Here is a 13,787-nt window from a genome sequence, read left to right as displayed (position 1 = left end):
ACAAACGGGTCGCGCATCAGGATCGTATCGTCGCGTTCGGGGCTGGTCGATACCAAGGTTACGGGCGTGCGGGTCAGTTCTTCCAGACGGCGGATATATTTGACCGCATTCGCTGGCAGGCTTGCCCAATCGCGGGCACCTTGTGTGCTTTCATGCCAGCCGGGCATTTCCTCGTAAATTGGGGTACAGGTAGTTTGTGCGCCCGCATCGGCGGGGAAATGATCCAGCTCGATAACACTGCCATCGGCTTGTTCCAGCTTATAGCCAACACAGATTTTCAACACATCGAACCCGTCCAGCACATCCAGCTTGGTCAAGGCCATGCCGGTAATGCCTGCCACGGCATTTGCCTGACGCACCATGACCGCATCGAACCAGCCACAACGACGTTTGCGCCCTGTCACGGTGCCAAATTCGCGGCCACGTTCGCCCATACGGGTGCCATCATCGCCAAAATCTTCGGTAGGAAAGGGGCCACTGCCCACGCGGGTTGTATAGGCCTTGGTAATGCCCAGAACGAAACCAATGCTGGTCGGTCCGGTGCCAGAGCCAGTCGCCGCCTGTCCCGCTACGGTATTGCTGGAGGTCACAAAGGGATAGGTGCCATGATCGATATCAAGCATGACGCCTTGCGCGCCTTCAAACAGAACCTTCTGGCCTTTATCGCGCGCCTGTTCCAGTGCGCGCCAGCTTTGTCCGGCATAGGCCATGATCGCATCGCGCATTGCCAGCAGATCATCTTTCATCTGGTTGGCATCAACCAGATCATGTCCACCTGCGGCCAGCCAGACATTATGATGCATGGCCAAAGCGGTCAGCTTTTCAAGCAGGGTTTCTTCGCTGGCCAGATCGCCAAGTCGCACCGCACGGCGGGCGACTTTATCTTCATAGGCAGGGCCAATACCGCGACCCGTAGTGCCAATTTTGGCATCGCCGCGCATCACTTCACGCGCCGCATCAATCGCTTTATGAACCGGCAGGATCAGCGCCGCATTTTCCGATACGATCAGACTATCGGGGGATATTTCGGCACCTTGTGAACGCAGTAATTCGATTTCGGACAATAGATGCGCCGGATCGATCACCACACCATTGCCAATCACCGACAATTTGCCTGGCCGCACAATGCCCGATGGCAATAATGATAATTTATATTCAACCCCGTCGATAACCAACGTATGTCCGGCATTATGCCCACCCTGAAAGCGCACAACAACATCAGCGCGGCTGGACAGCCAATCAACGATCTTGCCTTTGCCTTCATCACCCCATTGGGCACCAATCACTGCAACATTTGACATTAGGTCATCCTTCAGGCTATGCGCGACCTGACCCGCGCGAACTTCGATCATCTTTTGAATGGCAGGTACGCCCGCGACGATATGCCGGACTTTGCCAGCACCCTACATAACATTGCCTTGGCAAGCAGGGCAAGAATACAGGTGCGATTAGCTGTATTACGTGCCTGAATAATGTCTTTTGATAACCATGCGGGAGTGATTGATTGCTATTTTAGCCTATGTAACACGGCCTATTGTTGAAATTGCAAGGCATCAACGCGCACCACCTGTTTTAGCGCGCGTAAATCAGCAAGCATGCTGTTGGGTAACGCGCCATCGATTTCAACCAGCGCAACCGCTTCGCCGCCCACATCACGGCGTCCCAGATGGAAGGTCGCAATATTGACGCCATATTTACCGCATAAGGTGCCAAGATCACCAATAAATCCAGGTTTGTCATAATTGCGCAGATACAAAAGATGCGCGGGAAAGTCCGACTCAACAGCGATATGTTGCACCTCGACAATGCGTGCCTTGTCACCGCCAACCAGCGTGCCGGCAATCGTACGCGTGCCAGAAGCATGGTTGATCGTCACGCGTAGCAAGGTTTCATAATCGCACTGGCGGTCATGACGCACCGTTGAAACGGCGATTCCATTGGCGCTGGCCACCGCCGCGGCATTGACCATATTGACCGATTCCATGACCGGCCCCAGCAGACCTGCCAATGTGCTGGCGACAATTGGTTCCGGATTAAGTACCGCCGCCTTGCCATCAAGTTCAATCGATACTGACTGCAACCCCTGATTTTCAACCTGCCCCAGAAAGCTACCCAACTGGCGGCCAAGGGTCATATAAGGTTTTAGGATAGGCGCTTCTTCGGCGCTGACCGACGCCATGTTAAGCGCATTGGTCACGGCGCCCTTGACCAGAAAATCGGCCATCTGTTCGGCAACCTGCAACGCGACCTTTTCCTGCGCTTCGGTAGTGCTGGCACCCAGATGCGGCGTGGCCACCACATTTTCCATACCGAACAGGATATTATCCGTCGCTGGTTCACTTTCAAAAACATCTAGTGCCGCGCCCGCAACATGCCCCGTCCCCAGTGCCGCCGCCAAAGCCATTTCATCGACCAGACCACCACGCGCGCAATTCACGATCCGTACGCCCTTTTTGGTCTTGTTCAACGCATCGGCACTGATGATATTGCGGGTGCCATCAGTCAGCGGCGTATGTAATGTGATGAAATCTGCCTGGACCAATAATTCAGCCAGCTCGACCTTTTCAATGCCCAGCCGCGTTGCGTTTTCGGGTGTCAGATAGGGATCATAGCCCATCACCCGCATTTTCAGCCCCTGCGCCCGGTCCGCCACAATCGCGCCGATATTGCCACAGCCGATAATGCCCAGCCGTTTACCAGTAATCTCGGTACCCATGAAGCGGGATTTTTCCCACTTGCCAGCCTGTGTCGATTCATTGGCAGCTGGAATCTGGCGTGCCAATGACAATATCATCGTAATCGCATGTTCGGCGGTGGTGACAGCATTGCCGAACGGCGTGTTCATCACCACAACGCCGCGTTTGGTGGCTTCGGGAATATCAACATTATCAACACCGATACCGGCACGGCCAACAACTTTCAAATTCGGTGCGGCATCCAGAATATCTTTGGTCACCTTGGTCGCCGAGCGGATCGCCAAGCCGTCATAATCGCCAATGATTGCCGCCAGCTCATCCGGTGACAAGCCGGGCTTTACATCGACATCAACGCCGCGTTCGGTGAAAATATCCGCCGCGCGGGGGCTTAGTTTATCGCTTATCAATACTTTTGGCATGATCTGCCCTTTCATTCATCTTTATTTATGTGCCAGCAAGCTGGCGTTCATCACTCATTCGTCTTGTTTGTTAATATTAGCTGGTTACGCCGCGTCGATATGGCGGGCGCGCACCGTTTCATAAGCCCAATCCAGCCATGGCATCAACGCCGCTAAATCACTTGTTTCAACCGTGGCGCCTGCCCAGATACGCAAACCGGATGGCGCATCTCGATACGCACCAATATCAAGCGCAACATCTTCTTCGGCCAATAACGTCTGAATGTCGGTGGTGATCGCTTTCTGCGTGGCGGCATCGGCATTCGCAAACCAGTCATCGCTGATCGATAATGTCACCGAGGTTGGCGACACAGTCGCTGGATTTTGTGCCAGAAACGCAAAATGTGACGTGGTTTTAATCCAGTCATCGATCACGGCAAAATTGGCATCAACACGGGCAATCAATCCCTCAAGTCCGCCTAATGATTCAGCCCATGTCAGCGCATCATGCACATCATCGATCACCAGCATTGACGGGGTATTGATCGTGGCACCATCAAACAGCGCCTTGTCGAATACGCCTTTTTTAGTCATCCGGAATAATTTCGGCATCGGCCATGGCGGGCTATAGCTCTCTAGCCGTTCGACCGCACGCGGCGACAGGATAATGACGCCATGCGCCCCCTCACCACCAAGCACCTTTTGAAAGCTGAATGTTGTTACATCCAGCTTATCCCACGGCAGATGCATGGCAAAACAGGCCGAGGTGGCATCGGCAATCGTCAGCCCACTACGATCAGCCAGAATCCAGTCGCCATGCGGCACGCGCACCCCCGACGTGGTGCCATTCCAGGTAAACACAACATCATTGTCAAAATTGACCATGCCCAGATCAGGCAGATCGCCATAATCGACCTCGATAGCACGGGCATTTGGAATCTTTAGCTGCTTTATCACATCGGCAACCCAAGCCTTGCCAAAGGCTTCCCATGCCAATACGTCAACACCGCGCGCACCTAGCAAAGACCAGAGCGCCATTTCGACAGCGCCGGTATTCGAGCCTGGTACAATCGCGATATGATAGTCGGATGGCAAGCCCAGAATGCTGCGCATCTTTGTAAGTACGGATTGAATTTTGGCTTTGGGATGTTTGGCGCGGTGCGAGCGACCTAGCACCGAAACATCAAGATTAGAAGCGGACCATCCAGGCCGTTTCTTGGTCGGGCCGCATGAAAAATGCGGAGACGCCGGCTTGATAGCCGGTTTAGCGGAAGGAGACATGGTGATCCTCAGTCAAAAATGTGGCCACCTGTTGGGAGGTGACGACCCGCCAAAAGACATGCCAGACCACCCACCGCTTGTCAACATACCGGCCAAACGGCATGTGAAATATTTTTGCTTTTGCTAATATATTGAAATTATGCGATTTATTTCGCCGCAGACTTAATGCGCAAAATTAGTTCCTGCATAACTGTATCAAGAAGTGGCATTTCATCAGCTTCGACCATCACCCGGATCAGATTTTCGGTACCTGACGCCCGCACCAGCACACGCCCTTGTCCATTCATGCTTGCCTCGATCTTGCTCATATCAGCTATCAGGCTTTCATCACTTAGAACAGTGCGGTCAATATCGCGGATATTTTCTAGTTTCTGCGGGCTTGGGGTAAAGTTGTTAAATAGTTCACTGGCGGTTTTATCACTGCGTTTGAGCAAGGCAAGCATCTGCAAAGCCGCCAGCAAGCCGTCACCCGACGTGGCAAAATCGCTAAGCAGGATATGGCCAGATGGCTCCCCCCCCAGATTAATACCCGTTTTACGCATCATTTCGAGAATGTAACGATCACCAACTTTTGAACGATGCAGATCAAGACCCCATTCAGCCAGCTTTAGCGCCAGCCCGCGGTTTGACATGACGGTGCCAACAACACCGCCCCCGACAAGGGTGCCCGCCTGTTGCATTGAACTGGCCAAAGTCGCAAGCAATTGATCGCCATCAAGTAGCTTGCCATTTTCATCTGCCATGATAAGCCGATCCGCATCACCATCAAGTGCGATGCCTGCATCTGCCCCATGTGTGACAACCGCCGCCGCCATCATCTGTGGTGATACCGCCCCGCACATATCATTGATGTTCATGCCATCCGGCGTAACTGCCAACGGTATGACATCAACACCCAGTTCAAACAGCGTATCAGGCGCGGTACGATAAGCCGCCCCATTCGCACAATCGACAACGATCTTCATGCCATCCAGCCGTAAATTACGCGGGAAAGCGGCTTTGGCAAATTCAACATAACGGCCAACTGAATCCAGCATCCGGCGCGCACGTCCAAGGTTTTCGGGTTCAGCCAGTGCAATCGATCCTGCCGCCAGTTGCGAAATCTCGGCTTCAATCACATCGTCTAGCTTAAAGCCATCCGGACCAAATAATTTGATACCATTATCAAAATGCGGGTTATGGCTAGCCGAAATCATCACCCCTAGTTCGGCACGTAGCGAGCTGGTCAGATAGGCAACTGCTGGTGTTGGCACTGGCCCCAGAAGCCGACAATCCATCCCGATCGACGTAAAACCAGCAACCAATGCCGATTCCAGCATATATCCCGATAGGCGCGTATCCTTGCCAATTACGACAGACGGGCGGCCAGCCTTGGAACCGATTTTGCCTGCGGCATTATTGGCAACAAACCAGCTTCCTGCGGCCAATGCTAAACGGACAATGGCCTCGGCGGTCATAGGCCCTGTATTGATCCGCGCGCGCACGCCATCTGTTCCGAATAAACCTGCCATGATTGTTCCTTTTCAACGCGGCGCATCCTTATAATAGAATAGAGGAGCGCAAACTCATTTCACAAGTGTCTTTCACCTAAATCAGGCAATAATCAAACGATAAGCATATGTTGGGTTATGCCGCTTCATATAGTGCCATCTGTACAGCTATTGCCTGAGCGGTATCAGGCACATCATGCACGCGGATCATTTGTGCGCCTTCATTGATACCTTGCAATGCCAGTGCAATACTGCCAGCAAGACGATCATCAGCCACTTCATTTCTGGATATTTTGGCAATGCTTGATTTGCGGCTGGCCCCTAGCAATAGCGGTACACCAAGACCATGAAGCAAGCCAAACCAGTTCATCAATTCCATATTATGTGTGACAGTCTTGCCAAAGCCAAACCCCGGATCAACGACGATTTTGTCACGCGGAATACCAGCATCTATGGCGGCCATGATGCGGTCTTCAAGAAATTCATATATTTCAACTGGGGCAAATCCATAATGCGGATCATTCTGCATCGATTCAGGCGTGCCTTGCATATGCATGATAATCACCGGCACGCCGCTATTCGACGCCGCCGCCAGCGCACCATCGCCGCGTAATCCGCCTACATCATTTATAATAGCTGCCCCTGCTTTGGTCGCCCGCGTCATAATTTCGGCATGACGCGTATCCACCGAAACCAGCCCCCCTGCTTTGGCAAGGCCGGTAATAGGCGGCAAAATCCGCGCAAGCTCTTGATTACGGGTGATCGGTTCAGCCCCCGGACGTGTCGATTCACCACCTATATCAATGATGCTGGCACCTGCTGTCTGCATCGCAACCGCTGCCGCGATCGCCTTGGCTGGGGCATTATGCTGACCACCATCAGAAAAACTGTCGGGCGTTACATTCAATATACCCATAATTTGCGGCTCATTCATCGACAAGCCTGCAAAATCAGCGCGTGGTGATGTCAGGCGCTCAATAGCGAAAACCGCTTTGTTGCGGTCATCTGCCTCGGACAGCATCGCATCAACATGCATGCGGCGCGCCGAATAGCTATTGTCTTGGCTACGTTGGACAACATCAACATGGCTAAAATGTCGCCAGCCGCCAGCCAGTGCCAACGCCCCGTCAAGAGGCGTATTTTGAGGAAGCGGACGAATCCATGTTGGACATGCAAAAGGCGGCAGTGTAAGTGCCGCCTTATAGCTTATGGGTGCGTGATCAGACACCGACTAAACCGGTTCGTTGCCTGGCTTTTTCGGGCGCCCTGATTTTGGCAAACCAGTGCGTGAACGTGTTTTCGCCCGCGGACTTTCAGGCACCTCATCGGCGGCTTCTTCACGAACCAATGTACCGCCTTCGACAATGATTCTAATTTCATTGCCATCAAGCGTTTCATACTCAAGAAGACCTTGCGCCAGACGCTCAAGTTCAGCACTGTTCTTTTTCAGAATTTTAGTTGCTTCACTATAGGCATCATCAACAATCCGACGCGTTTCCGCATCAATAATCGATGCTGTTGCATCCGACATATTCTTTTGCTGAGATACTGAGCGGCCAAGAAACACTTCCTGCTCATCCGCGCTGTAGGCAAGAAAGCCTAGCTTGTCGGACATGCCCCATTCGGTAACCATACGGCGCGCCATATCGGTTGCCATACGAATATCGGATGAAGCACCAGTCGTAATCTTATCTTCACCAAAGATCATGTCTTCGGCAATACGACCACCACAGGCCACCCGTAAATCAGCATAGATTTTGTCACGAGCCAGTGAAATACGATCACCTTCAGGTAGCCGCATAACCATGCCAAGCGCACGCCCACGCGGGATGATTGTCGCCTTGTGGATCGGGTCAGATGCCTCACAATGCAACGCCACAACAGCATGACCAGCTTCGTGATAGGCTGTCAGGCGTTTTTCCTCATCTGTCATCACCATTGAACGGCGTTCAGAACCAAGCATCACCTTATCCTTGGCTTCTTCAAACTCACTCATAGATACCGTGCGGCGACCCTTACGGGCAGCCAGCAAAGCTGCTTCATTCACCAAATTCGCAAGATCAGCACCCGAAAAACCAGGTGTTCCACGAGCAATAACGCGCGGCTCTACACCTTCGGAAAGTGGCGTTTTGCGCATATGTACTTTCAGGATTTTTTCACGACCCATCACATCCGGGTTTGGCACAACAACCTGACGGTCAAAGCGTCCCGGACGCAACAAAGCCGGATCAAGCACGTCCGGACGGTTGGTCGCTGCGATCAGGATAACACCTTCATTCGCTTCAAAGCCATCCATCTCGACTAGCATCTGGTTCAATGTCTGTTCGCGCTCGTCATTACCGCCGCCAAGGCCAGCACCACGATGACGTCCAACAGCATCAATCTCGTCGATGAAAATAATACATGGTGCGTTCTTTTTACCTTGTTCGAACATGTCACGGACACGGCTGGCACCAACACCAACAAACATTTCGACAAAATCAGAACCCGAAATAGTGAAGAAAGGCACATTCGCCTCACCAGCGATCGCTTTCGCCAGCAAAGTCTTACCTGTACCTGGAGGACCCACCAGCAAAACGCCTTTTGGAATTTTACCGCCAAGACGCTGAAACTTGCCAGGGTCTTTCAGAAACTCAACAACCTCTTCAAGTTCGGTTTTGGCTTCATCAATACCAGCAACATCTTCAAAAGTGATCCGCCCCTGATGTTCGGTCAGCAGTTTAGCGCGTGACTTGCCAAAGCCCATCGCACCGCGAGATCCGCCCTGCATCTGTCGCATAAAGAAAATCCAGACACCGATAAATAACAGCATCGGGAACCATGACAGCAGAATTGAAAACAGCCCGGGCATATTGCTTTCTTCGGGGCTGGCAATGATGCGCACATCATTTGCGTCAAGCACAGTCACAACATCCGTGCCTTCAGGCATGACACTGGACACGATGCGGCCTGATTTGGATTTACCCGTCAGGTTACGGCCATCAATGACAACTTCCACAATCTGCTGACCTTCGACCTCAGCGATAAAATCAGAATAGGCAACCTGATTAGTCTGCGGTGTCGCTGATGGCTGTTGAAACAGGTTGAAAAGCCCAAAAAGAGCTGCTCCAAAAATGAGCCAAATGATAATATTACGTGCCATATTGTTCACGGTTCACAGATCCTTCATCGTTTTGCGGCATCATCTGCCGTCACATCTTTCATCGGTTGCAGTGCTTGTCCCGGTGCCAATGGCAAGAACCGTGCGTTTACAAGCGCATCAAGCGCGACATGTTTTTTATTACATGTCTTTATTTGGGGATAAAACACCTCTCCGTCAAGGCTTTGAATGACAGGAATTGCTTGGCGCACAATATGCTGGATATCATTCCATTCCGGCGGTAGCGATGCCTGGGATGGCGTTTGTGCCAATTTTGTATGCCCAAATGCCAAAACGCTACCTGCAACCCGACTTGTGATGCGCCAACAGCCAGCAAAAACCACATCTTCACCAGTATTGATTCCCAGTTCCTGCACCACCCTGCCCAATTCCCGAACAACCACGTAATCAGACGCACCCGATGGGGTTACAATGCATCCTGACAAGGTGCTAGTTAACCCACCGTGCATCCGGTCCCGAAGCCTGCACAAGGCGTCATAACCTGGCGCATAGGCTTGCCCGCCCACCTGATGAAGCAAACGCCCCATTGCGCGGTGCCACGCAATGTCCGGCAAAACCGCCAAACATGTCGCATTATCGCGCTTGGTGCCTGTCCGGTAGTCTGGCAAACGCGCATATCCAGCCGCATCAAGATGGACGTCATTGTTAAGAATATCTAACAACGTCTGATCTAGCGTGGCCAGAATTTGTCTTGCCGCGCCACCAAGCTGGCATAGCATGGTGCTATATGTTGGTTCATATGTCATGAATTGGCGCAACCGAATGCGTTCAAAACGTCGATCCACATTGCTAGGATCACTTTCAAAAGCACAGTTAAATTGCTGGCATATATCCAGCGCTCGTTCAGCTGGCCAGTCAAGCATAGGGCGCCCGATTGGCACACCTGCCCGCCAGCTTGTCCGTTTCATGCCAGCAAGTCCCGCCAAACCAGATTCTTTGCCTAACCGCATGGCAATTGTTTCGGCCTGATCACCCGCGTGGTGGCCAAGGAGCAATACCGCATTATCGCGGCGCGCATGTGCGAGCATTATGTCAAAACGCTGACGACGCGCCCAAGCCTGAATACCTGTTTTTGGCGCTTTATCACTGACTTTTTCGATCGTCACAGCAATTCCATGCGCCTGCATGCGTATGGCAACACGCGCCGCTTCTACGCTGGCATCTGGCCGGATACCATGATCAACAATTATTGCACGGTGCGCTTTATTAGATGCCGCCGCATAACGTGCCATCAACAAGCATAAAGCGGTGCTGTCGGCACCTCCCGACAAAGCAGAAATAAAAGAAAAATGCTGATCTAAACCAGTAGCCGACATTGCGGCGGCAAATTCTGCATCAAGACGTGTCAGCACGTCAGCCCTGATCCGTTTACCCCTGATTCACGCACCCCTGATTCACAAACCAATGTCATCTAACCACCGCACTTTGCCGTCGCACTCAGCGTTGCAAGCTGTTTGAGAAAGGCTTCGGGCGGCGCATCCAGCAATTGTGGCAAGGATTCATAAATAGCACAGGCCTGTTCTGGTGCCGCAAAATGTGAAACTGACTCAGCAATCCACATTGTGGTATCAACTAGACGCGCATCACCCGGAAAATCCCCATTAAACTCAGAAAAGGTCATAGCGGCCTTTTCATATTTTTTACGCATGAATTGAACGCGACCAAGCCAGTAAACAGCATCGGCCTCACGTTCATGTCCTTTATTGAATTGTTTGAATTCGGCAAAGGCAGCTTCGGCTGTTTCCAGATCATTTTGCAAAGCCCGACCCAACGCAAAGCGATATTGCTCTTCCGGGTCTGCATCAGGCAGAACCACTGGTTTTGCAGGTAAAACAACCTCTTCAGGCTGTTCTTCACCTTTGACTATGTTGGCATTGGCCATGTCTTTGGATGATGTATCTGTCGCCAGACTATCAGTTTGCGATGTCACTGCTGGGTCACGCCCCACGCCTGTAGCACCTGCCCCAACAGCACTCGTCGTGGTTACGTTGTCCATACTATCATTCTGGTCAGAATTACCGGACTGGTCTGACTCTGCCATCAGCACAGCGGCAGAATCATTAACTGATGACACGGTCATATTATCCACAGACTCATTTTCTTGCATTTTGTCAGCAAGTGCTTGCTCATCAACCGTCCATGTTGTTCCATCTGATCCTTGGCTTCGATTCATCAAAACATCGGCGCGCGGCTTGGCCGGATTCGTGTCCTGTCCAATGATAGCATTGGCCAGATTATCGCTACCAAGCGACAGCAATGTTTGCATACGCTTTTCCAAGCGCAAAAGGCGAAACTCGGTGTCAGACGTTATTTCAAGAGTGCGCTCCATCCGGCGGTTTGTCATCGCAATCATGTCGGTAAGACGTTCCATCTTGTCATTGAGCATTTGCATATCGGCACTTTTTGACGTGTCGTCCTGCGCTGCGCTGCTATCAAGTTGCTGGATCTTCATACCGATTTCGCGTAGATCGCTTTCCAGCACGCCACGGATTTCTTTTAATCCCGCTTCCAGTATATCCATTCGTTGCTGATGTCGCGTTAGCAATGCGCTGGTCGTGGCATTGTTACCTGCTGAGGACGTTTCGGTCTCACTGCTTGCCGATTGTGCAAAAGATGCGTGAACCGACATGCCCATAAGCAATAGCCACAGGCTCAAAATTCGAATGAAATGTGAATGTAAGAACATTTTAGGCGCCTCAAATAATAGCGGAACGTTACGCTAGCGTAACTTTTAGGCAAAAATTAGGCATAAAAAAGGGGCTATACAGCCCCTTTCTCATAATTTCATCTTTGAAAGCTCTCGGCTTAGTTAAGCACGGTCGCTGCACGACGGTTTTTAGCCCATGAGGTTTCGTTTGAACCTGACATTAATGGACGCTCTTTACCGTAAGAAACGGTACGGATACGGGCGGCATCAATGCCTTTGGCAAGAAGAAAATCGCGCGCTGCAGATGCACGGCGATCACCAAGTGCAAGGTTGTATTCACGCGTTCCACGCTCATCGGCATGACCTTCGATCACAACCACCGCTTCAGGGTTAAGCTGCAAGAACGCTGACTGACGAGACAAAGTAACCTGTGCGTCATAGCTAAGCGCTGCGCTGTCAAAGTCGAAGTAAACTGTGTTACCAACTCTTGCTAGCTTTTCAGCTGGTGTCATTGCATCGTCAGCACTTGACGAACTTGCAGAAGCGCTCGAGCCAGAAGATGAAGCCGACGCTGTTGAAGCGCCTGAAGCAGAAGATGACGCGCTATCACTGGCGCTGTCACTTGATGTTGTTGAAGCTGTTTCACAAGCCGCTAGAAAAAAAGCCGCAGAAAAAATTGCTATCAGGCGTTGTACCATTTTTATGCCCTCGATTTGTTTACCGGTGTCCCGGGTTTGTTGTTCAGAATTGTAAGAATAGTCGTTTCACATGGCCTTTTGTTATAGGAGGCTAGTGACCGACTCCGTAAAACTGTTTCCGATATACTATATAATACAAAAAAAACAAGCCATACAATAGCAATCCAATGTATGCCAATGACACGTTAGTCATGCATTTAGTAGCTAGTTTTACTAAATATTATTCAACTTCATACCACTATTAAAATTTAATCTATAAAATTACATAGTCTAATATCCTAACAAACATTAATTTTGCGCTAAAAGCAACGTAATTTCGCCAATTTGCTTACTTAATTAGGGCAAACAAGCCTATTTCATGTTTATTTAGGCAATAATACCTTGGATTCCGCACTTCATCGTACCGCACCATTTAGCGCAGTAACGGCGACCATGCTGGATCTGATGCGTCCGACGGCGTGATTATTCTCCGCTCATTAAAGCCTGTTATATCAACCCTATACAGGGCTGTATTACCGCCTGACCCATCATCTTTGAACGGCTGCTGCTTAAAATACATCAAAACACGGCCATTTGGCGCCCATGTCGGGGCTTCCACCAAGAATCCCTGTGCTAAAAGGCGTTCACCAGTGCCATCGACATTCATTACACCAATATAAAAAACGCCACCTGACATTTTGGTAAACGCTATAATATCACCGCGCGGCGACCAGACTGGGGTAGCATAGCGGCCATCACCAAAGCTAATCCGCTTTACCTTACTACCGTCCGAATTCATGATATAAAGTTGCTGACTGCCCCCACGATCCGAATTGAAAATAATTCGTTTTCCATCTGGTGAATATGAGGGTGACGTGTCAATCGATGCTGATTTGGTTAGTTGGGTGATTGATTGAGTCCGCATATCCATTTCATAGATGTCAGTCAGGCCATCTTTGGCCAAACTCATGATAAGTTTATCGCCATCGGGGCCAAAACGCGGTGCAAATGTCATACCCGGAAAGGAACCAAGCCGTTCGGTACGCGCGGTAAATACATCCAGCAGATAAACATTGGGCTCTTCGTTGAAATAGTTGAGATAGGCGACTTCATTCGCGGTTGGCGAAAACCGTGGGGTAAGCACCAAATCCAGACCATTGGTTAAATAGCGGTGGTTATGGCCATCCTGATCCATGATAGCCAGACGCTTGACCCTTTGCGCCTGTGATCCACTCTCGGCAACATAGACAATCTGTGTGTCAAAATAACCAGTGTCACCCGTGAATTCTTCATATACGTAATCGGCAATTTTGTGAGACAACTGGCGCAATCCTGCTGGATCTGAATTACCACTTCCTTGGGTAATATCCTTTTGAGTCACGACATCCCACAATACGAATTCGACCTGAAGCATACCATTTTCATCGAATTCGTATTG

The 13,787-nt window shown here is 50.9% G+C and carries 10 protein-coding genes; all 10 read right to left on the bottom strand.

Annotated features, from left to right (window positions below):
- Window positions 1–1,301 (bottom strand): adenylosuccinate synthase (locus ABNT28_RS06835; RefSeq protein WP_348721258.1); only part of this gene is annotated, 1,301 nt, incomplete at its 3' end.
- A gap of 230 nt (window positions 1,302–1,531) precedes the next feature.
- Window positions 1,532–3,115 (bottom strand): phosphoglycerate dehydrogenase, encoded by a 1,584-nt coding sequence (serA, locus tag ABNT28_RS06830; RefSeq protein ID WP_348721257.1) that lies wholly within the window; start codon window positions 3,113–3,115, stop codon window positions 1,532–1,534.
- Window positions 3,116–3,199: 84 nt separating this feature from the next.
- Window positions 3,200–4,375 carry a phosphoserine transaminase gene (locus ABNT28_RS06825; RefSeq protein ID WP_348721256.1) on the bottom strand — a complete coding sequence of 392 codons (1,176 nt, stop codon included), beginning with the start codon at window positions 4,373–4,375 and terminating at the stop codon, window positions 3,200–3,202.
- Between the two features lie 146 nt (window positions 4,376–4,521).
- Window positions 4,522–5,889, bottom strand: a complete 1,368-nt coding sequence (gene glmM, locus ABNT28_RS06820; RefSeq protein WP_332924061.1) for a phosphoglucosamine mutase — start codon at window positions 5,887–5,889, stop codon at window positions 4,522–4,524.
- 112 nt (window positions 5,890–6,001) lie between these two features.
- Window positions 6,002–7,093, bottom strand: a complete 1,092-nt coding sequence (gene folP, locus ABNT28_RS06815; RefSeq protein WP_332924055.1) for a dihydropteroate synthase — start codon at window positions 7,091–7,093, stop codon at window positions 6,002–6,004.
- Window positions 7,094–7,096: 3 nt separating this feature from the next.
- Window positions 7,097–9,016: an ATP-dependent zinc metalloprotease FtsH gene (ftsH, locus tag ABNT28_RS06810; protein ID WP_332924056.1), complete on the bottom strand. Its 1,920-nt coding sequence runs from the start codon at window positions 9,014–9,016 to the stop codon at window positions 7,097–7,099.
- A gap of 14 nt (window positions 9,017–9,030) precedes the next feature.
- Complete coding sequence (gene tilS, locus ABNT28_RS06805) at window positions 9,031–10,377, bottom strand: tRNA lysidine(34) synthetase TilS (RefSeq protein ID WP_332924057.1); 1,347 nt, start codon at window positions 10,375–10,377, stop codon at window positions 9,031–9,033.
- 59 nt (window positions 10,378–10,436) lie between these two features.
- On the bottom strand, window positions 10,437–11,711 hold the full coding sequence (locus ABNT28_RS06800) for a hypothetical protein (RefSeq protein ID WP_348721254.1): 1,275 nt from the start codon (window positions 11,709–11,711) through the stop codon (window positions 10,437–10,439).
- Between the two features lie 119 nt (window positions 11,712–11,830).
- Window positions 11,831–12,370, bottom strand: a complete 540-nt coding sequence (gene pal, locus ABNT28_RS06795) for a peptidoglycan-associated lipoprotein Pal (protein ID WP_332924059.1) — start codon at window positions 12,368–12,370, stop codon at window positions 11,831–11,833.
- Window positions 12,371–12,782: 412 nt separating this feature from the next.
- A partial coding sequence (tolB, locus tag ABNT28_RS06790) for a Tol-Pal system beta propeller repeat protein TolB (protein ID WP_332924060.1) occupies window positions 12,783–13,787 on the bottom strand: 1,005 nt, incomplete at its 5' end.

Source organism: uncultured Candidatus Puniceispirillum sp. (assembly GCF_963979125.1).
Taxonomy (GTDB): Bacteria; Pseudomonadota; Alphaproteobacteria; order Puniceispirillales; family Puniceispirillaceae; genus Puniceispirillum.
This window is presented reverse-complemented; position numbering and strand designations above follow the sequence as displayed.

Bases quoted from the DNA above. Each gene is read 5' to 3' on its own strand.
- serA (WP_348721257.1), bottom strand. From the start codon at position 3,115: ATGCCAAAAGTATTGATAAGCGATAAACTAAGCCCCCGCGCGGCGGAT.
- ABNT28_RS06825 (WP_348721256.1), bottom strand. From the start codon at position 4,375: ATGTCTCCTTCCGCTAAACCGGCTATCAAGCCGGCGTCTCCGCATTTT.
- ABNT28_RS06800 (WP_348721254.1), bottom strand. From the start codon at position 11,711: ATGTTCTTACATTCACATTTCATTCGAATTTTGAGCCTGTGGCTATTG.
- pal (WP_332924059.1), bottom strand. From the start codon at position 12,370: ATGGTACAACGCCTGATAGCAATTTTTTCTGCGGCTTTTTTTCTAGCG.